The organism is Shinella sp. H4-D48 (assembly GCF_022637395.1).
GTDB classification, from domain to species: Bacteria; Pseudomonadota; Alphaproteobacteria; order Rhizobiales; family Rhizobiaceae; genus Shinella; species Shinella sedimenti.
The window spans coordinates 1,357,710-1,372,887 of the sequence record NZ_CP093337.1; the positions used below are offsets into that span (position 1 = coordinate 1,357,710).

The 15,178-nt window shown below is 59.4% G+C and carries 29 protein-coding genes; 18 read left to right on the forward strand and 11 right to left on the reverse strand.

Annotation, left to right across the window (positions count from 1 at the left end; genetic code table 11):
• Positions 1-2: 2 nt before the first annotated feature.
• The 8 genes from MNR02_RS06435 to MNR02_RS06470 all read right to left on the reverse strand — a co-directional run bounded on the left by MNR02_RS06435 (position 3) and on the right by MNR02_RS06470 (position 3,658).
• Positions 3-698, reverse strand: coding sequence for an ERF family protein (locus MNR02_RS06435; protein ID WP_241948505.1), 696 nt, complete (start codon positions 696-698; stop codon positions 3-5).
• Complete coding sequence (locus MNR02_RS06440) at positions 698-1,375, reverse strand: hypothetical protein (RefSeq protein WP_241948506.1); 678 nt, start codon at positions 1,373-1,375, stop codon at positions 698-700. Before MNR02_RS06440 ends, MNR02_RS06435 begins: the two co-directional genes overlap by 1 nt.
• Positions 1,372-1,578 (reverse strand): hypothetical protein, encoded by a 207-nt coding sequence (locus tag MNR02_RS06445; RefSeq protein ID WP_241948507.1) that lies wholly within the window; start codon positions 1,576-1,578, stop codon positions 1,372-1,374. Before MNR02_RS06445 ends, MNR02_RS06440 begins: the two co-directional genes overlap by 4 nt.
• Positions 1,578-1,838, reverse strand: coding sequence for a hypothetical protein (locus tag MNR02_RS06450; protein WP_241948508.1), 261 nt, complete (start codon positions 1,836-1,838; stop codon positions 1,578-1,580). The genes MNR02_RS06445 and MNR02_RS06450 overlap by 1 nt, the downstream gene beginning before the upstream one ends.
• On the reverse strand, positions 1,838-2,650 hold the full coding sequence (locus MNR02_RS06455; protein WP_241948509.1) for a hypothetical protein: 813 nt from the start codon (positions 2,648-2,650) through the stop codon (positions 1,838-1,840). The genes MNR02_RS06450 and MNR02_RS06455 overlap by 1 nt, the downstream gene beginning before the upstream one ends.
• Positions 2,650-2,985, reverse strand: coding sequence for a hypothetical protein (locus tag MNR02_RS06460; RefSeq protein ID WP_241948510.1), 336 nt, complete (start codon positions 2,983-2,985; stop codon positions 2,650-2,652). Before MNR02_RS06460 ends, MNR02_RS06455 begins: the two co-directional genes overlap by 1 nt.
• 58 nt (positions 2,986-3,043) lie before the next feature.
• On the reverse strand, positions 3,044-3,367 hold the full coding sequence (locus MNR02_RS06465; RefSeq protein ID WP_241948511.1) for a hypothetical protein: 324 nt from the start codon (positions 3,365-3,367) through the stop codon (positions 3,044-3,046).
• A gap of 111 nt (positions 3,368-3,478) precedes the next feature.
• On the reverse strand, positions 3,479-3,658 hold the full coding sequence (locus MNR02_RS06470; RefSeq protein WP_241948512.1) for a hypothetical protein: 180 nt from the start codon (positions 3,656-3,658) through the stop codon (positions 3,479-3,481).
• A 478-nt stretch (positions 3,659-4,136) separates the two neighbouring features.
• Here MNR02_RS06470 and MNR02_RS06475 point away from each other — a divergent pair, with 478 nt between their 5' ends.
• Positions 4,137-4,904: a KilA-N domain-containing protein gene (locus tag MNR02_RS06475; protein ID WP_241948513.1), complete on the forward strand. Its 768-nt coding sequence runs from the start codon at positions 4,137-4,139 to the stop codon at positions 4,902-4,904.
• A 29-nt stretch (positions 4,905-4,933) separates the two neighbouring features.
• On the opposite strand, the gene MNR02_RS06480 is transcribed toward MNR02_RS06475, so the two are convergent.
• Positions 4,934-5,137 (reverse strand): hypothetical protein, encoded by a 204-nt coding sequence (locus MNR02_RS06480; RefSeq protein ID WP_241948514.1) that lies wholly within the window; start codon positions 5,135-5,137, stop codon positions 4,934-4,936.
• Positions 5,138-5,329: 192 nt separating this feature from the next.
• Between MNR02_RS06480 and MNR02_RS06485 the strand changes: the two genes are divergently transcribed.
• Both MNR02_RS06485 and MNR02_RS06490 read left to right on the forward strand, forming a co-directional pair.
• Positions 5,330-5,581 carry a hypothetical protein gene (locus MNR02_RS06485; protein WP_241948515.1) on the forward strand — a complete coding sequence of 84 codons (252 nt, stop codon included), beginning with the start codon at positions 5,330-5,332 and terminating at the stop codon, positions 5,579-5,581.
• Positions 5,582-5,591: 10 nt separating this feature from the next.
• Positions 5,592-5,861: a hypothetical protein gene (locus MNR02_RS06490; protein ID WP_241948516.1), complete on the forward strand. Its 270-nt coding sequence runs from the start codon at positions 5,592-5,594 to the stop codon at positions 5,859-5,861.
• Here the strand turns inward: MNR02_RS06490 and MNR02_RS22955 are convergent.
• Positions 5,761-6,051, reverse strand: a complete 291-nt coding sequence (locus MNR02_RS22955; protein WP_371746723.1) for a helix-turn-helix domain-containing protein — start codon at positions 6,049-6,051, stop codon at positions 5,761-5,763. The two genes, MNR02_RS06490 and MNR02_RS22955, sit on opposite strands and share 101 nt — an antisense overlap.
• On the opposite strand from MNR02_RS22955, the gene MNR02_RS06495 reads away from it, so the two are divergent.
• From MNR02_RS06495 to MNR02_RS06525, 8 genes are all read left to right on the forward strand, one after another.
• The gene (locus tag MNR02_RS06495) at positions 5,996-6,361 is read left to right on the forward strand and encodes a YdaS family helix-turn-helix protein (protein ID WP_241948517.1); all 366 of its coding nucleotides are present in this window, start codon (positions 5,996-5,998) and stop codon (positions 6,359-6,361) included. The genes MNR02_RS22955 and MNR02_RS06495 overlap by 56 nt on opposite strands.
• A gap of 71 nt (positions 6,362-6,432) precedes the next feature.
• Positions 6,433-7,524: a hypothetical protein gene (locus MNR02_RS06500; RefSeq protein ID WP_241948518.1), complete on the forward strand. Its 1,092-nt coding sequence runs from the start codon at positions 6,433-6,435 to the stop codon at positions 7,522-7,524.
• A 127-nt stretch (positions 7,525-7,651) separates the two neighbouring features.
• Positions 7,652-7,942 carry a hypothetical protein gene (locus MNR02_RS06505; protein ID WP_241948519.1) on the forward strand — a complete coding sequence of 97 codons (291 nt, stop codon included), beginning with the start codon at positions 7,652-7,654 and terminating at the stop codon, positions 7,940-7,942.
• Positions 7,939-8,067: a hypothetical protein gene (locus tag MNR02_RS22895; RefSeq protein ID WP_256464529.1), complete on the forward strand. Its 129-nt coding sequence runs from the start codon at positions 7,939-7,941 to the stop codon at positions 8,065-8,067. The genes MNR02_RS06505 and MNR02_RS22895 overlap by 4 nt, the downstream gene beginning before the upstream one ends.
• 438 nt (positions 8,068-8,505) lie before the next feature.
• Entirely contained in the window at positions 8,506-8,847 is a 342-nt protein-coding gene (locus tag MNR02_RS06510) for a hypothetical protein (protein WP_241948520.1), read from the forward strand.
• A 42-nt stretch (positions 8,848-8,889) separates the two neighbouring features.
• Positions 8,890-9,465 carry a hypothetical protein gene (locus MNR02_RS06515; protein ID WP_241948521.1) on the forward strand — a complete coding sequence of 192 codons (576 nt, stop codon included), beginning with the start codon at positions 8,890-8,892 and terminating at the stop codon, positions 9,463-9,465.
• Complete coding sequence (locus tag MNR02_RS06520; protein WP_241948522.1) at positions 9,462-9,647, forward strand: hypothetical protein; 186 nt, start codon at positions 9,462-9,464, stop codon at positions 9,645-9,647. Before MNR02_RS06515 ends, MNR02_RS06520 begins: the two co-directional genes overlap by 4 nt.
• Entirely contained in the window at positions 9,644-10,312 is a 669-nt protein-coding gene (locus tag MNR02_RS06525) for a hypothetical protein (RefSeq protein ID WP_241948523.1), read from the forward strand. The genes MNR02_RS06520 and MNR02_RS06525 overlap by 4 nt, the downstream gene beginning before the upstream one ends.
• Before the next feature lie 53 nt (positions 10,313-10,365).
• Here MNR02_RS06525 and MNR02_RS06530 read toward each other — a convergent pair whose 3' ends face one another.
• Positions 10,366-10,668, reverse strand: coding sequence for a DUF982 domain-containing protein (locus tag MNR02_RS06530; RefSeq protein ID WP_371746736.1), 303 nt, complete (start codon positions 10,666-10,668; stop codon positions 10,366-10,368).
• 137 nt (positions 10,669-10,805) lie between these two features.
• Between MNR02_RS06530 and MNR02_RS06535 the strand changes: the two genes are divergently transcribed.
• From MNR02_RS06535 to MNR02_RS06560, 7 genes are read left to right on the forward strand one after another with little or no spacing between them, the layout of a single operon-like run.
• Entirely contained in the window at positions 10,806-11,168 is a 363-nt protein-coding gene (locus tag MNR02_RS06535; protein ID WP_241948525.1) for a RusA family crossover junction endodeoxyribonuclease, read from the forward strand.
• A complete protein-coding gene (locus MNR02_RS06540) occupies positions 11,165-11,356 on the forward strand; it encodes a hypothetical protein (protein WP_241948526.1) in 192 nt (63 codons plus the stop codon). The genes MNR02_RS06535 and MNR02_RS06540 overlap by 4 nt, the downstream gene beginning before the upstream one ends.
• Positions 11,353-12,786 (forward strand): DnaB-like helicase C-terminal domain-containing protein, encoded by a 1,434-nt coding sequence (locus MNR02_RS06545; protein ID WP_241948527.1) that lies wholly within the window; start codon positions 11,353-11,355, stop codon positions 12,784-12,786. The genes MNR02_RS06540 and MNR02_RS06545 overlap by 4 nt, the downstream gene beginning before the upstream one ends.
• A complete protein-coding gene (locus MNR02_RS06550; RefSeq protein WP_241948528.1) occupies positions 12,783-13,670 on the forward strand; it encodes a DUF1376 domain-containing protein in 888 nt (295 codons plus the stop codon). The genes MNR02_RS06545 and MNR02_RS06550 overlap by 4 nt, the downstream gene beginning before the upstream one ends.
• Positions 13,667-14,155, forward strand: coding sequence for a helix-turn-helix domain-containing protein (locus MNR02_RS06555; protein WP_241948529.1), 489 nt, complete (start codon positions 13,667-13,669; stop codon positions 14,153-14,155). Before MNR02_RS06550 ends, MNR02_RS06555 begins: the two co-directional genes overlap by 4 nt.
• A gap of 2 nt (positions 14,156-14,157) precedes the next feature.
• Positions 14,158-14,286 (forward strand): hypothetical protein, encoded by a 129-nt coding sequence (locus MNR02_RS22900; protein WP_256464530.1) that lies wholly within the window; start codon positions 14,158-14,160, stop codon positions 14,284-14,286.
• Between the two features lie 25 nt (positions 14,287-14,311).
• Positions 14,312-14,872 carry a hypothetical protein gene (locus MNR02_RS06560; RefSeq protein ID WP_241948530.1) on the forward strand — a complete coding sequence of 187 codons (561 nt, stop codon included), beginning with the start codon at positions 14,312-14,314 and terminating at the stop codon, positions 14,870-14,872.
• Positions 14,873-15,178: the final 306 nt, after the last annotated feature.

Consider the following 15,178-nt stretch of genomic DNA (forward strand, 5'->3'; position numbering starts at 1 on the left):
CATCACCCCGCGTTCATCGGGTGATTGCGGAGATCGGAGTCGGTAATCCTGCCGGGCTTGTCGCCCGGGAAGTCGTCGGCGTCTTCGATCTCCTTCTTTTTGGCGGCGAACTTCCGGCGCGCGGCATCCCAATAGTCTTTCGACCAGCCGTCCCGTTCTGCGAGGCTGAACCAGATATCGAAGAGCCGCTTGACGTCGCCGGTTGTGTGAGCGTCAAGTAGATCCTTGTCGATTTCCTCAAGCTGGCGCTTCTGTTCCGCCGCCGTGACCTTCTTCTTATGCGGGTCTTCTTGGTTGTAGTTGACGCTCTCGTTGTCGGGATCGTCGCCGGTTTCAAGGCCGAGCGCTTTCAGCAGCGCATACTTCACCGCATAGGACATGGCCTTGCCCGGCCCCTTGTCCTGGGAGTCAATGCCATATCCGAAGGTTGGGACGTCAAAGTAGTCGGTCGGCTCATCGATGTTCACGAACCGGACAGTCAGCGAGCATTCGGCGCGATTGCCGTTGTGGACGTGCTCGCAGCGGACCGGGTAGTAGACGATACCGTGATTGAGAAGGACCGGGCGGACCTTGGCAGTCACCGCGTCGTGCGACACGATGGTGTAGTTCATGCCCTGCCTCTTCTCCTTTTGGATATAGTCGACATCGCCCATGGCGGCAGCGAGGCGCTGGTGAACGTTAAGGGTCGCGTCAGCCATTATGCGGCCTCCCCGAAAGCGGTCATCATCTTGCGATGGATCGCGCGGGTGCGCTCGATATCGTCACGGCAGTAGGATGCGATTTCCTTGTGCTTGCCCTCGGCAAACATCTTCCCGACCATGGAGCCGTCAACGTCACCCTTGCCGGCGATACCGAGAGCCTGACACAGATTATCCATGCTGATCGTGTCGCGGGCGCCGGCCCATGCCGTCATCGTGTCAAATACGGCGGCATCCCAAGGCTTCGGGTCTTTCGGAAGCCATGCCGGAACGCGGATGCCAAGAACCATGCAGCGCTGCCAGATGAAGCGGATATCGAAGCCGGTGATGAAGTGGCCGACGATCACCGGGAAGCGGTTGCCGATGACCTTGCCGGCTTCGTCGAAGAATGCCGAAATCATACTGGCTTCGCTGTCGGCGTTGATCGGCCACGAGATCGAGGTGGCAGGCGCGTCGTCAAAGGTGAACCCGACACAGCAAATCTGCCCGTAAGCCGCATTGAATGAGGTCTTGGCGACCGCCTCCTCGACCGCAGTGGCTTTTTGCTCGGCTTCCCATGCGGCGATCGTCTCGGCTTTCTTCATCGCGGCTGGCGGCTTCACGGTTGCCGCAATTGCCGCGCGCGCTTCTTCGGACTGGGCCGGTATGGTTTCGATGTCCAAGTACAGGTATGTCATGCTGCGATCTCCTGTTCGATTTCGGGCGCGTACCAGCTGGCGCGCATCTCGTAGTCCTCGGCACGTTCAATGTGCCGGTCGTGTTCAGCGATGAGGTAGAAGCCGCGCGCCGTGTCGGCGGTCTTGGCTTCGTCAAGGCATTCGGCGGCGAGCTTGCGGGCAGCGTGGGCACCGGACATGAAGGTTTCGTAGGGGGATGACATCAGACCCTCCCGGCGATTTCGTTGGCCCGCTCAACACGGGAGAAGCTTTGATCGGCGGCGATGAAGCCGACGACGAGAATGGTGATGATGACAACGAGGCCGGCGCAAAGGTCGCGTGCCGTGCCGTTGATGATCTGGCCGACGCCGGGGTTGTTCGTCCCGCGATAGGTGCCGAGATCAAGCGGGGCCTGAACCCTGCAGGAGACGCCAGAGGCGATGCAGGAGCATTCCAGGTGGGTGTGGAGGTCGCAACGGTTCATCACAGCACCGCCATCTGCTCATCGGCCACGGGCTCATCCTGCGGCTCTGGGAAGAACTTGAGCAGTTCGGCGCGCCAGTAGTCGCGGCTTTCCGACCAGTGAGGACCAACGCTCTCGATTGAAATCGGGTCTCGGTGTTCCTTTACGCGCGTTTCAAGCTGTTCCGGCGTGGTGAGGTATTTCAAGCGTTCCGTAATGGCCTCTGCATCCAGAACGCCGGCCTCGCGAAGTTCCGAGAGGGCATCCATGTACCGGCGGTAGACCAGTTTGTAGTTGCCAAGCTCAACGGCTCTCCACCGGTCATGGTCGGAATAGGAGCGGGCGTTCTGCTCCAAGCCATTCAAGCGCCCGATAGCGCGGTCGATGGCCTTGGCATGGATCTGCTTCTGAACCTTCGTCAGGAAGGAACGGCGGTCTGCGTCTGTAAACTCGGGAGAGGCGTAGCGCTCGGCCATCTTCTCGACCAGAGCTTCACGCGCCTCGTCGTCGGCCATGATACCATCAGCCAGTTCGGCCGGCGTGATGCGTTCAAGGATGAAACCTACCAAGTCCTCAATAGGCAGCGTGATGGCGCCGTCGCTGACGGACATGTTCGGAAAGTACTTTCCTGGATCCGTGGAGGCGTAATACTTGCGCTTCGCGGTGACCTCGCCGTCTTCCCAGACGGTGATGTCGAACTCGTTCAGGGAGTGGACGGTGCCCTTGCGGCTCTTTGTGACCTTCCCGTCCTCAAGCTCGATTTCCATGTTGGTCTGCACCTCATGGTCAACCTTGAGCGTGGACGGCCGGTCGTTGTATCGGGTCAGGAACATCAGTGTGCCTCCGCCATCTGCTCATCGCGGCGAACATCGAACGCGCGATCCGGGTTGCCGCCAGAGCCGTCGGCCAGAGCCTCGGCGAACGCGAGCTGCGCCCGGGCGTCGTTCTCGAAGTGGTCCGCGATCAGCAGGAAGATGTTCTTGTTCGTGGTCGTGAAGAACCGTTCCGAGCCGTAGCCGTTGCGGGTGAACCGCTTCCCGCCGATGACGATCTGCGAGACGTAGAACTCGCCGTCGCCGTCCTCGACAAAGGTCGCCGTGCCCGCCGCGAAGATGCCGGGGCAGAGCTCGAATTCATCGAAGTCGTATTCCATGCTGAATGCGGTCATTGCCATTGTCCTCAAACTGCGACGGGACGCTCTCCCGTCTGGACGGAATTGGGTGGGGTTAGGCGGCGCGGTTAAGGTCGCGCGGCTTGTCTGGATTGACCTCGTATTCATGGAATCCGGTGAGCTTCACGCTGTACGGCCGGTAATGTTCGGCGCTGCGGAGGTCGGCGAAACCGCAGTCGACAGCGGCGGCGTGCACGGCATGTTCGATCTTGTTGACGTGGAAAGCCTGCCAGTTCAGATCGACATTCGCCTTCTGCGATGCCTTGGGGCCTTCGGCGTGGAGCGCCTTATCCGAAAGCTTCTGCATCTTTCGACGCTCGTCGCGGAGGTTCTTCACCGCATTGAACAGTCGCTCTACGTCATCAAGCTGTGCAACCATGTGCTTCATCCCCTGTGTTTCGAGAGCCCCAGCAGATCAGGCGGACCGTCTTGCGTGCCGGGGTAGATCCATTTCGATATCGCCTCGGCGGGGAGGCGATGCCGAAGGGGATCAGGCGACCTTAGAGGAAACTGAGTGAAAGATTTCGCGGAGAAGCTTGACGGACTCGTCGTCGAGGTCGATCCGCTGGCCTTTGTCCGGATTGCGGAGAGTGAGCATCTCATTATGCACGCCAACCGTGAGGGTTGCGTACCAGCCGTTACCAAGCGCTACGTTATGTCTGTCTGCCATTTCCCTTGCTCCTCATATTCCCGGTGTGTCGGGGTGATGAGGAAACAATATCACGCAGCGTGAAGTTTGTAAGCATAAAATTCACACTGCGTGAAGTTTATTTCCAGCCGTCACCAAACCTGCTAGAATCACCACACGAAAAACCCGGCAGGATGGACCGGCCGGGCGAGGGGATGCAGGAACGAAAAAGCCCGCCGGAAGGGCGGGCGGGGGTGGCCTGTCTTCGGAAATTCAGTGAACGGTAAAGAAAACGTTATCGTGTGCCTTGAATAAGGCAGATCAACCACCGATATGATCCAAGATTTGCATCTGCGAATCAAAAATAGAGCGGCCCGGAAGGTGTGCAACCACCGTCCGGGCCTGAAGTACCAACCTTGCGGCAGGCTATGTGATCACATGACGTCCATGTATTCATTAATTTCCGGATGTCAAGAGTTGCTGGTCACCGCATAACGACATAACGAAAGGTTTATGTCTTATGACGGAAATGAAAGTGATGCTTTTTAAGAAGACAAAGATCAGGGTGGATGAGAACGGGCTGGTCTGCCTGAACGATATCCACAAGGCGGCTGGATTCTCGAAGAATCAGACCCCGTCCGACTGGATGAGGCTTCCCAACGCGCAAAAGGAGATCGTCGCTCTTTTGTCAAAGATCACGGGAAAATCCCGTGGCTGGACGAAATCTGAAATGAAATCAGTCCATTACACGAAGAATGGCGTTGGCACTTGGGCTGATGAAAATCTCGCCCTGGGATATGCGACATATCTCTCCGCTGCGCTCGCCGTGGAAATTCGTGATGTTTTCCTTCGATTCAAAAAAGGTGACGAGACCCTTGTTGATGAGATTCGAGAGAACCAGGCCAAGCGTGAGGCAGTTCGCGACCAGCATCGCGAGATCGGCAAGAAGGTTCGTAAGGATTATACCGACACGCTGAAGGCGCGTGGTGTAACCAAGTGGTACGAATACGCCCACTGCACCAACGAGACCTACAAGCACCTTCTCGGCGGTACGGCAAAGGAACTACGTATCACTCGAAAGCTGGGTGCGAAAGCCAACGTTCGTGATCATATGTCTCTTGCGGAGTTGGCTTACACGATGGCCTCTGAGGCTTTGGCGGTTGAGCGTATTGAAGACCAGAACGCCAATGGCTACGCGGAGTGCAAGACTGAGACGCGGATTGCGGCAACGACAATCCGGGGCGCTATTGATCATGATAGGCGCAACAGACAGCAGCGCTTGGTTTAGGAGGTGCGGGGCTCCGGCCCCGTTTTCTTTCAATGTGTCGTCCCCTTGCGTCTGGCAATGTACTCAGCGTTCAACAGGTCAACGAGGTCGTCGGCCTGCTCAATGTCGAGCCCGTCTTGTGGGATGCCGTTCACCTCGGCCGTCAGCCCCGTGAAGATATCGTAGACCGCCCACATGCCGGTGCCGTCCTCACGCATCGCATAGCGGTTGTTCGATTTCGGCTTTTCGGACATCGCCTTCTCCTCAGATGCCAATTTCACGATAGCGAGATTCCGCCGGCGCACAAGAAAAAGCGACTCCCATTACGTGCAATCGCAACATCTGGTAGCCGTTAACGAGTATGACTATTTTCCTAACTTTGTTCTTGTTCCGTTCTCGTTTTCGAGTCATGCTAAGGGCATCCCAAAATCCCAAGGAGCATGAACATGGCAGAGTTTTTCGTGGTTCAATCCTTCTCCCCGGCCAAGCGCGGCGCGATGAAGCCGGATATCCCGGTGCAGGCCACCAGCATCATGCATGCGAGGCGGATGGCCGAGCGCCTGGCGCTACAGAAGCCCATGGTCTTTGCGACCGTTACCGACGCCGACCCTGAAGCTGGCGACTTCGGCGAGCCGCGCCTGATCTGCGCCTATGGCGATGATCTGCCCGAGGAAGTCAGCAATATGCAGCCGGTCTAGGGAGAGGATCATGGCAGATAACCTGAAGATGCAGGTAGATCCGCACGTCAAGCGGATGGCATGCCAAATTTACACGCAACTGCCAGAGGACAAGAGGGAGGCGCTTCAGGTTCTGCAATACGTCAGGCAGATAATTTTCTGTCTAGGGGAGGATTGGGAGGCCGTTGTGAAAACAGCGGCTATCCTGCCCTTTCAGCACGACCAGAAAGGTCCGGCAACTCGGCTGCGAGCCGTACCGGAAGCCCAGAGCGATCACCTAGATAAATCCAGTCTAGAGTAGCGCCAGTTCGCGTCTGGATCGATATTGCTACATCGATATCAGGGCGTCTGAGCCCCTTCAGATAATTGTTGAGAGCAGGTTGAGATACGCCGATCAAAGAGGCGAACTCAACCTGCTTTTTCTCGAGCGCTTTCATGAGCGCATCGAGGCGCATCGCGATATCCGCGTTTGATCTTCCACCATCAGCCATCTGTATTTTCTGGCATATTCACGCAACGAAAAGAATTATCATCTGGGGGGTTGCAAAAACTTCACGTTGCGTGATAATTGGCGACATGAAAAAGCCGAAGAACATCGTTGATCGCATCGTGACCGACCTTGGCGGACTGACCAAAACAGCCGCGGCGCTGGGGTTGGATAACCCCAGCATTGTCGCCAACTGGCGGACTCGCGGGCAGGTCCCGTACCAGCGAGCGGTTGAGATTGAGCGTCTGACCGGCATATCCCGGCATGTGCTCCGGCCTGATGTCTTCGGCCCCCAGCCGGAGAATGCGGCATGAGTATCGAAGCCCACACCATCCCTGACGATATGGCTGCTCGTGTTGCCCGCCTCATCAATGAGGCTGAGGACATGCGCCAGCAGGCGGCCGATGACCTGAAACAGATTTACGCCGATCTGCGCGAAGAGCTGCGCGGTCTTGGTTGGGACGGCAAGCACGTCTCCGCCGAAGTCGCCGCGCTCAAGGGCGCGATTGGCGAGATGCGCCTTGACGAAAAGGCGAAGGAGAAGCGCGAGGAAAAGGGCGAGCGCGTCGACGACTACGTTTCGCTCCTCACACGCGCACGTGCACGTGAGGGGAACGGCTACGCGGCCGGTCGCCGCTCCGACGGTGGCCTTTCCATCCTCACCAAGCACGAAGACATCAGAACAGCGCCGGTAACGGCGGAAGAATCCCCGCGTAAGGCGGCGGAGGCGGTATCCGAGAGGACCGCATTCACGGACGCAACTGTAGCGCCCGTTTTGGTCGAAGCCGATAAGGCCGAGGCTGTGGCTGGGGTATTGGGGCAACCCGACGCGATCCCAGCCCTGACCGTCCAGCATGACGGCGTGAACGTCGGCGGCCCCGAAAGGGCAGGCGTGACGGCGGGAGAGACCGCAACCATTTCGCCCGAAGAGGCAGAGGAAGAATTCCCCAGCGCCGAGCGTGAGGACCGCGCCGCCGCCAACGCAGGAGGCGATCATGTAACGAGCATCGCGAAGCGCGAGGTCGATTTCGACAGGAACCCGAACAACGGGGATGGCGATGCCTCTGTGGCTCTCCCCACCAATGGCGTGTTCCTGGAAGACGTGCCGCCAATGCCGATGAAGCGGCCTGCTTTCGCCCACTGCTTCCCTGAACTCTCGAATGCGGCATACGAGCGTCTTGGCACCGACATTGCCTTCAAGGGCATTCACGACCCTATCATCCGCATGGGTGACGTGATCGTTGATGGCTGGGCCAGGTTCACTATCGCCCGCGAACTCGGCATCAACTACCCCGTTCAAGAATACACCGGGAACGACGTGATCCTCGACGTGATCGAGTGGCAGCGCGCGTCCCGTAATTTCACCCAGGCACAGGAAAAGAAGATTGCCGCCGATCTGGCGAAGGCGATGCCCGACCGTGCCGACGAGATCATGGCCGCCTTCGGGCTGGCCGAAGCTCTGGAGGCTGCGGAATGACGGCGCGCGGCCCCGAGACAGAACACACCTATCCGGTCGATCAGGAAGCCCAGTTCGCAGTTGAGGCAACTCCCGGCGCGCTTCCGTACGTCCGTTCCCATCAATCCCGTCCGAGGAGGAAGGCAGCATGACATGCAATTTCCGTGTTGGGCAGAAGGTCGTGTGTGTTGACGATGGAATTGATTACCTCGGCAAGTCCACGAACCTGTCGGTTGGAAGCGTCTACACCGTTGAGGCGATAGTCCCGGCGCCGATGGTGGTGGGTCTGGTAGTTTCCGGCGCATACAGTTGGCACCACACTAAAGCATACCGCAGTGACCGCTTCCGCCCCGTCGTAGAGCGCGGCACTGAAAAGGGCATGTCCATCCTCCGCAACCTCCTGAATAAGACCGGGAAGCCCGTCGAGGTGGACGCATGAGTTTGCTCATCTACGGCATCATCGGCTTCACGATCCTCTGTGGCGCGACTGCGGTCGCTTTCGCGTTCCCACGCCAACGCCGCGGCGAAGACCGCATGGCACCCGACTGGTGGAGAGATCAGTGATCAACGGAATCGGTCAGCGCCGCTCCTCCTCCTCCCAAGCCGCTGGCTGATCGCCGGAGCGCGCGGCTAACGCCTCCTCGGCCGCGCGCTCCACTCTTATCCTTGGATACCCGCCCGCCAGTCGAAGCACGACGGCATGTGTCAGGTCTCCCAACGGAGTGAATGTCGAGGACGCCGAAGCCGGGGAAACCCCGGCGCCCTCCTGATCCCGGGCAGATGCGGCGGACCCCGGGAAGAACGAATTAGCGGTTTGCCCAACGCGGCGGGCCGGAGACTGGAAGGGCACAACATCGCCGGCAAGCGATCGGCCTTTCCCGTCGAATTTTGAAGGTCGCTTCATGTGCAACTCCTTCGGACCTAAGCAACCCGAAGTTCGCACAGGAGACCGCCAAGGTGTTGTCAAAGTCTGACAAGGAAAAGTCGAGCAGAGGCAAGAGAATGGGTGACGTGTATTTCGCGCAAACGATGTTCAGGGAGGCTTTCCCTCAGCGCCGATACGGAAGCGTCAAGGCAGCGCTGTACGAAGCGCACCGCTTTATCTCCCGCCGAGTTCGAAAAGATTTCACCGAGCGTCGTGTGCGCTCGATCTGGGAAGGCACGGCCAAGCGGATCGATGCCGAGGAAATGGAAGCCTTGAAGGCTGCTCTACAGGAGGAAGCCCGTCGTGAGCAAAACGAACTCCGTGCCCGTCTGGCTTCGCTGGATGAAAAGATTGCCGCTTTTGAGGCGGCTGCGCATCGCGAAGCGCTGGCGAGACCGTTCTCGGAAATGGGCCGATAGAGCCGACTGGCTTGTTCGTGAAGAGATCGGGGAGGGCGAGTGATGCAGCAGCTTTCCATGCTCGACTTGATGATGCCGCCCGCGCCGCCGGTGGTAGCTAAGCCGTGGGAACCTCCGCCGCGCCGCGAGTTTTTGACCCGCGCCTACGGGGTCGAAGAGATGATGGAAATCAACCTGGACGAACGCGACCCGATTGAAATCGAAGTGCGCGGCATTCCTACGCTCGTTCGTTTCTCGTCCTTCTTTCAGACCTATACCGTGCAGCCTGCCGGATCGGTCTATTGGTCGGAAACCGGCTTCAAAAGCTTCGCCGGGTTTTATGGTCGTATCGATGACGGTCTTACTCCTGCGGTGCTGGAGCAGATCATTTGCGCAGATATCGATAGCAAGCACGGCTGCAACGGCAAACTGACGAAGTGGTGGCCGTCCTATTGCCTGCAATGGCGGCAGAACAAGACCTTTGCCGACAAGTTCGATCGCGCCACAACCTGGGACCAATGGGGACCGGAGAAGCAGGCTGAACATTGGGCTAGCCACGACGCGCGTCAAGCCGCCGCGCTTCAGCAGATGGCCGCAGAAGGCATCGACCCGGACGAAGTCTGGAGGACGCGCCGTTGAACGACATCCCCCTCCTCAAGGAAGAGATAGCCGAGCTCGAAGGCCAGATCACCCGCATCAAGGGGAGTATGGGCAAGGCCGACAATGGGGTGAAGCTCCATAAGCTCGCGGTGATCACTCGCCTGCGCGACCGGTGCCTTCGGTCTCTCGCCCGGCTAGAAGCGAGCGAGGACGCGACATGAACGCGCCTTCGGCACGCGGCCTATTCCGCGCCACAGGAAAGCGGAGCAAGCCGGTCGCAACTCGGCTGCTCGACGGCACCTATACCAAGATCGACGCGCTTGAGCGCGAACCTGACGAATTCTATCCGACGCCGATCGAGCCGATTCGCGCGATCATCCATGCTGAACTTAAGCACCTTCGCCGCTTCCCGGCGATCTGGGGTCCGGCCTGCGGGACTGGCGTCATAGGCCAAGAGCTTCGCGCCAACGGAATCGATGCGATCGACAGCGATATGATCGACCGCGGATGCGGAGCCGAGATCAAGAACTTCTACGATTTTAAGGAACCGCCTTCCAAGGCCATCCTTGAGAACCCGCCGTTCGCTGAGTGCGGATGGGGCAACGGCAAGGCCCGCTGGCTTTACCACGCGCTCGATACGCTCGGCATCGAGTACATGTGCCTCCTCATGAACTGGGGCTTCCCCGGCGCTGGAGGTCTCGCTCCGTTCTGGGCGAAGTTCCCGCCGGCCCGCGTCTATCTCATGCGTTGGAAGATCGACTTCACCGGGCAGGGCGCGCCGCCGATGCTCAATGCCTGGTTCGTCTGGGACAAGTTCTGGGACGGCGAGACAGTTTTCCGAGTCCTCGACCGCAAGGACGCGCGCCAAGGGGAGCTCGGGCTATGACGCTCTACAAAAAGAGAGGCCGCATAGGCAGCCTCTCCAGATCGCTACATTCGTTACGCGGACACGCGCCCGCCGCCGGAGCGCGAGCGGATCATCCACGGCATGATGCCGGGAGATTTCACGAGAATACCCTTCTTCTCTCCAAAGGAGCGGAGGGCATCGCGTCCGACCTTCAAGGGCTTGTGGCCGTCAAAGGCCATGTAGCACGTCTTCAAGGTTGCATCGTGCACTATGTCACGATCGTTCCTTGGCCATGCTTCCAGAAAATCGATGGCGTCCTCCAGGCACGTTATCTCTTCGATCAGATCTCTGCCTCTCTTCAGATAAACGGGCCTATCAAATACCTTCGAGTTCATCTCTACCTCACTGAAAACGTTGGTGATCAACAAGGGTGGCGTTGGAATCAAACGCCGATCGGGAATATATTTTCGAGGCATCTCCGGTTCAAGATCGGGCAGGCGATCGCCGCTGGGAAAATTGGCGAGGTGGCGGCATGAGCTCCATGTCATTCGACCTCCCCATGCCTCCATCCGTCAACAGCATGTACCGGAACGTACCCGGCAAGGGACGCGTGAAGACGAAGGACGCGAAGAAGTGGGCGGCGGAAGCCGGCTGGATGCTTGTCGCCCAGAGGAACCGCGACGGTCGGCATAAATGCATCACCGGCTCGGTAGAGGTTGAGGTGACGGCCTATCGCCCCGCCAGCAAGCGGCGCGACCTGGATAACATCCTCAAGGCTCTGCTCGACCTTCTCACAAGCACCAAGACCATAGCAGACGACAGCCAGGTTGTCGCCATCAACGCCCGATGGGTGGATGAAGGTGTGCCCTGCACTGTGACCGTGAGGGAAGCATGAGCAATGTCATAAACCTCGCAGAGCACCAGCAAGCGGTATGGATGGCCTACGTCACTGCCGCTAAGCGCGCGCAGGAAAGCGGACGTATGGAAGATGGTATCGCCGCCGGCCGCGCCTGGCGCCGCTGGCTCGACCTCTTCATGACGCCCGAGCAACGGGAAGCTATCCCGGCAAAGGTGTCAGCATGACCGCGCTCGCCTTCGAACAAAACGCCTTTGTGCCTGAGATCGAGCAGAACGTCCTTGGTGCGCTTCTCCTCGGCGGCGACATTCACGAGATCCTTGCGACGCTGCAGGAGCATCACTTCGTTGAGGCTTTCCATCGTGCCGTGTTCCGCGCCGCGGTGGCAGGGCAGGAGCGCTATGGGTCGAGTAACCCGGGCGTCGTCAAGAGATTGATCGACGAGACCGCAGCTAAGGAGTTCGAAAAGTCGACGGGTATGCAGGTGTCTGCATATCTCGCGCGCCTGGTCTCATCGGCTACCGCGTCTGGAACCCGTGCGGTCGATAATGCCCGGAAGGTCATTGATCAATGGGCGCGCATATCGATCGCCGGCGAGGCCGGTCGTGTCTATGCCGCGGCGAACGATCCCTCCGCCGATGCCCGTGCTGTTGCTTCGGAGGCCGCGAAGAACCTCGACGACATCATTTCCGAACTTCGGAACGGCGGCATCAAAAAGACAAGGGTCTCGGTGGGTGGGGCCGCCATGCGAGCCGTCGAGGCAGCTCAGGCGGCGCGCGAAACTGGATCGGGCCTAACCGGCATAACCTGGGGGCTCACGGACCTCAACAGGATGACAGGTGGAATCCAGCGCCGCGACCTGACTCTTATCGGCGCGCGGCCTTCAATGGGCAAGACCACCGTCGCGCTGTCCTGCGCCATCAAGGCGGCAAGGGCCGGCCATTGCTGCGGCATAGTCTCGCTGGAGATGGACGCGGACAAGCTCGCCACGCGCGCCATGGCTGACATCATGTTCGATTGGCGCCGCAGGGTGCCTTACACGAACATCATCCGCGGCGAGGTGTCCGACGAGGATATCGACGCCATCATGGAAGCTCAGATGGAGCTCGACCGCCTTCCGTTGCTCATCGACGAGCAGGCGGGCCAGACTTCCACCGACATTCGAGTACGTGCCGAAAGACTTGCCGAGGATACCGCCAAGCGCGGGACGCCGCTTGAGGTGCTGTTTATCGACCATCTCGGCCTCATTCGCCCATCCTCGCGCTACAGCGGCAACCGTGTGAACGAAATTGCTGAGATCACCTCAGGCATGAAATCGCTCGCCAGAGAGCTCGATATCGCCGTTGTGCTCTTGTCCCAGCTCAGCCGCGCGCTTGAAAGCCGCGAGGAGAAACGCCCGATGCTTTCCGACCTCAGGGATTCGGGAGCTATCGAGCAGGACGCGGACATGATCGCCTTCCTGTTTCGTGAATCCTACTACCTCGAACGCGCTACGGGTGGATCGTTCGAGCAGCAGGAGGCACGGGCCGACAAACTGGTCGAATGCCAGAACAAGCTCGAATTTATCATCGCCAAGCAGCGCAACGGCTCGCTCGGGACAGTCGACCTCTTCGCCGACATGGCTTTCTCCGCGGTCAGGAATGGAGCCCGCACATGAGCAAACCCCACATCCCATACTTCGACTTCTATCCGGCCGACTTCATGAACGGCGTTCGTGGCCTGACCCCGCAAGAGGTGGGCGTCTACACCATGATCCTGTGCCGGATCTACGAGGAGAGCGGGCCGGTCGAATACCATGCCGAGCGGCTTGCCACCTATTGCGGCATGCGTGTCTCAGCCTTCGAAAAGACGATGGAACGACTGATCGTCCTGGGCAAGTTTTCACTGTCCGAAGGCATGCTTTCCAACCGTCGCGCCGAGACCGAAATTGACAGCCGTTCGAACAAGCTGAAAATCAACTCCAGAGCCGGAAAAGAAAGCGCCAAAAAAAGGCAGCAAAAACAATCAACCGCCGCAACGGACGTTCAACGACCGTTCAACCACACAGAAGCAGACACAGAAGCTACGCTTAGCAGCGTAGCAAAGGCGCCTGCGCTCGGTGATTTTGACATTCTCCAGAGCAAGCTGATCGCCGCGGCGGGCGACGACGGAATTCAGCCTCACAGCGCCCTTATCGTCGGTCCGATAGCCGAACTGATTTCCGCTGGCGTCAGCCTCGAACTCGACATTCTCCCGACCGTCAAGGCTGTAGCAGCTCGCCGGACGCGACCGGCGGCCTCGTGGTCGTACTTCCTGCCTGCAATCCGGGAAGCCTACGAGAAGCGGATCGGCGCAACGCGTGACCTTCCCAAACCCAAAACCATGGACGAAAGCGAAATCGCTTGGGCTCGCCGCCTCCGCTTCGCTCGGGACAAACGGATCTGGTCGACGTCAGAGCTGGGCCCGCGACCTGGGCAACCCGGTTGCCGTGTCCCCGCATCGCTCCTCGTCGACGGAGACGGCGAGGGCTGGAAGGAAATCGAAAACAGGAGCGCAGCATGAACATCCATTCCACAGAGAAGACATTCACCAGCGCCGCTGCGCTGATAGCCGACTACGCTGCGGTGCGCCGCCGTCTTCTGGGAACCTCACCGCGCAAGATCGTCCCGCCGCCGGCCGCAACCAGCGTCGAAACCGACCCGATGGTGACGGTGCGCCGGCTGCTGCCGCCCGTGAAGCTCCACTTCCACGATGCCCACGTTAAGGCGTTCCGCCGGTGGCAGATGATTGCGGCAAGCGGTCCTTGCACGGAGCATATCCTGAAGCGGTGTCAGGAAGAGCGCATGTCGTTCGAACTGGTCGTCGGGCCGAGCCGGAAGAGGAAGATCGCCCATTTCCGCCAAAAGCTCATGTGGGAGATCAAGATGAGCGTGAAGCCGTCGGCCTCGTGGCACGAGATCGGCCGGTTATTCGGCGGCCGGGATCACACGACGGCGCTTCATGGCGTTCGGGCGCACCAGGTACGTGTCGACAGCGGGGAGGCATGAGGATGCAGGCAGTAGCGTGCGGCGTGATCGGTATGGCGGCGGTAGCCGCCTCGTTCTTCTCCAAGGGCGATAAGGCGCTCGGCTTCGGCATCATCGCAGTTGTAGCGCTCATGGGCGTTGCGAATTCCTAAACGGCGGAACACGGGGAAAAGCACAATGGCAAGACGGGGCAGGAAAGCAAAGCTGGCTGCGATCAATCTGGCTGCAGTCGGACACAGCCAGGCCAAGCCGGAAATGAGCGAGATCGACAATCCGCTCTACAACCGGGCGCACGACGGCGAGACATGGAACCCGAAGAAGACGATGGCGGTGAAGAACATGAAGGAAAGCGCGCTGGTCGTACTGGAGCAGCGGAAGCTTATCGATGAGGCGCAGGCCAAGGCCGGCGAGCGGTTCCGGCGCATCTGGGAGGCGCTGGGCGGCGCTGGCGCTGGATCATTCGACTACAGCCGGGAACCCGTCGATGGCGGCGGTCCTCGCTCGGCACTGTCCGATCGGCAGATTCAGGCCGGAATTGACCTTGCCGATTGCCGGCGCGTCCTTGGCATCGGCTATGATGTGATGGTGAAGGTGGCCGGCGAGGGGCGGGCGGTCGCTGACCTCGCGCAGAGCAAGAACCTCCAGCGCGCCTATGTAGAAATGCTGAAGCAAGGGCTCACCGCGCTCGCCGTACATTTTGGCTATGAAAATCGCGGGAAACTGCGAAAAAGTGCTTGACGCGCATTCCACTCGGAACCCGAATAAGGTATACGAAATCTATAGTGGTGATTTGCGTCAAGGGCGGCTTCGGTCGCCTTTTTGATTCGGGAAGGCGGATAGTCATTCGTGAAGGCAGGGGTTCGTGCCCAGCCGTTCCTTCCCGACCCCATACGGCATAGCCGTAACAGAACGCTTGACGACGAGTCGCGAGAATGCGATTCTGAAAGCGCTAAGGTTCAGATATCGGCATTCCTAGTGACTCCGTTCATTGGACTGTCCGCTGAAGCAATATGGAGCCCGTCGCCTTCACTGGTGGCGGGCTTC

Coding starts and splice junctions, on each gene's coding strand:
- MNR02_RS06485 (WP_241948515.1), top strand. CDS start 5,330: ATGGCAGAGTTTTTCGTGGTTCAATCCTTCTCCCCGGCCAAGCGCGGC.
- MNR02_RS06530 (WP_371746736.1), bottom strand. CDS start 10,668: ATGAACTCGAAGGTATTTGATAGGCCCGTTTATCTGAAGAGAGGCAGA.
- MNR02_RS06560 (WP_241948530.1), top strand. CDS start 14,312: ATGGCAAGACGGGGCAGGAAAGCAAAGCTGGCTGCGATCAATCTGGCT.
- MNR02_RS06490 (WP_241948516.1), top strand. CDS start 5,592: ATGGCAGATAACCTGAAGATGCAGGTAGATCCGCACGTCAAGCGGATG.
- MNR02_RS06535 (WP_241948525.1), top strand. CDS start 10,806: ATGAGCTCCATGTCATTCGACCTCCCCATGCCTCCATCCGTCAACAGC.
- MNR02_RS06500 (WP_241948518.1), top strand. CDS start 6,433: ATGCGCCAGCAGGCGGCCGATGACCTGAAACAGATTTACGCCGATCTG.
- MNR02_RS06455 (WP_241948509.1), bottom strand. CDS start 2,650: ATGTTCCTGACCCGATACAACGACCGGCCGTCCACGCTCAAGGTTGAC.
- MNR02_RS06480 (WP_241948514.1), bottom strand. CDS start 5,137: ATGTCCGAAAAGCCGAAATCGAACAACCGCTATGCGATGCGTGAGGAC.
- MNR02_RS06555 (WP_241948529.1), top strand. CDS start 13,667: ATGAACATCCATTCCACAGAGAAGACATTCACCAGCGCCGCTGCGCTG.
- MNR02_RS06475 (WP_241948513.1), top strand. CDS start 4,137: ATGACGGAAATGAAAGTGATGCTTTTTAAGAAGACAAAGATCAGGGTG.
- MNR02_RS06450 (WP_241948508.1), bottom strand. CDS start 1,838: ATGAACCGTTGCGACCTCCACACCCACCTGGAATGCTCCTGCATCGCC.
- MNR02_RS22895 (WP_256464529.1), top strand. CDS start 7,939: ATGAGTTTGCTCATCTACGGCATCATCGGCTTCACGATCCTCTGTGGC.
- MNR02_RS06460 (WP_241948510.1), bottom strand. CDS start 2,985: ATGACCGCATTCAGCATGGAATACGACTTCGATGAATTCGAGCTCTGC.
- MNR02_RS06510 (WP_241948520.1), top strand. CDS start 8,506: ATGGGTGACGTGTATTTCGCGCAAACGATGTTCAGGGAGGCTTTCCCT.
- MNR02_RS06435 (WP_241948505.1), bottom strand. CDS start 698: ATGGCTGACGCGACCCTTAACGTTCACCAGCGCCTCGCTGCCGCCATG.
- MNR02_RS06470 (WP_241948512.1), bottom strand. CDS start 3,658: ATGGCAGACAGACATAACGTAGCGCTTGGTAACGGCTGGTACGCAACC.
- MNR02_RS06525 (WP_241948523.1), top strand. CDS start 9,644: ATGAACGCGCCTTCGGCACGCGGCCTATTCCGCGCCACAGGAAAGCGG.
- MNR02_RS06505 (WP_241948519.1), top strand. CDS start 7,652: ATGACATGCAATTTCCGTGTTGGGCAGAAGGTCGTGTGTGTTGACGAT.
- MNR02_RS06540 (WP_241948526.1), top strand. CDS start 11,165: ATGAGCAATGTCATAAACCTCGCAGAGCACCAGCAAGCGGTATGGATG.
- MNR02_RS22900 (WP_256464530.1), top strand. CDS start 14,158: ATGCAGGCAGTAGCGTGCGGCGTGATCGGTATGGCGGCGGTAGCCGCC.
- MNR02_RS06445 (WP_241948507.1), bottom strand. CDS start 1,578: ATGTCATCCCCCTACGAAACCTTCATGTCCGGTGCCCACGCTGCCCGC.
- MNR02_RS06495 (WP_241948517.1), top strand. CDS start 5,996: ATGAGCGCATCGAGGCGCATCGCGATATCCGCGTTTGATCTTCCACCA.
- MNR02_RS06515 (WP_241948521.1), top strand. CDS start 8,890: ATGCAGCAGCTTTCCATGCTCGACTTGATGATGCCGCCCGCGCCGCCG.
- MNR02_RS06545 (WP_241948527.1), top strand. CDS start 11,353: ATGACCGCGCTCGCCTTCGAACAAAACGCCTTTGTGCCTGAGATCGAG.
- MNR02_RS22955 (WP_371746723.1), bottom strand. CDS start 6,051: ATGGCTGATGGTGGAAGATCAAACGCGGATATCGCGATGCGCCTCGAT.
- MNR02_RS06550 (WP_241948528.1), top strand. CDS start 12,783: ATGAGCAAACCCCACATCCCATACTTCGACTTCTATCCGGCCGACTTC.
- MNR02_RS06465 (WP_241948511.1), bottom strand. CDS start 3,367: ATGGTTGCACAGCTTGATGACGTAGAGCGACTGTTCAATGCGGTGAAG.
- MNR02_RS06440 (WP_241948506.1), bottom strand. CDS start 1,375: ATGACATACCTGTACTTGGACATCGAAACCATACCGGCCCAGTCCGAA.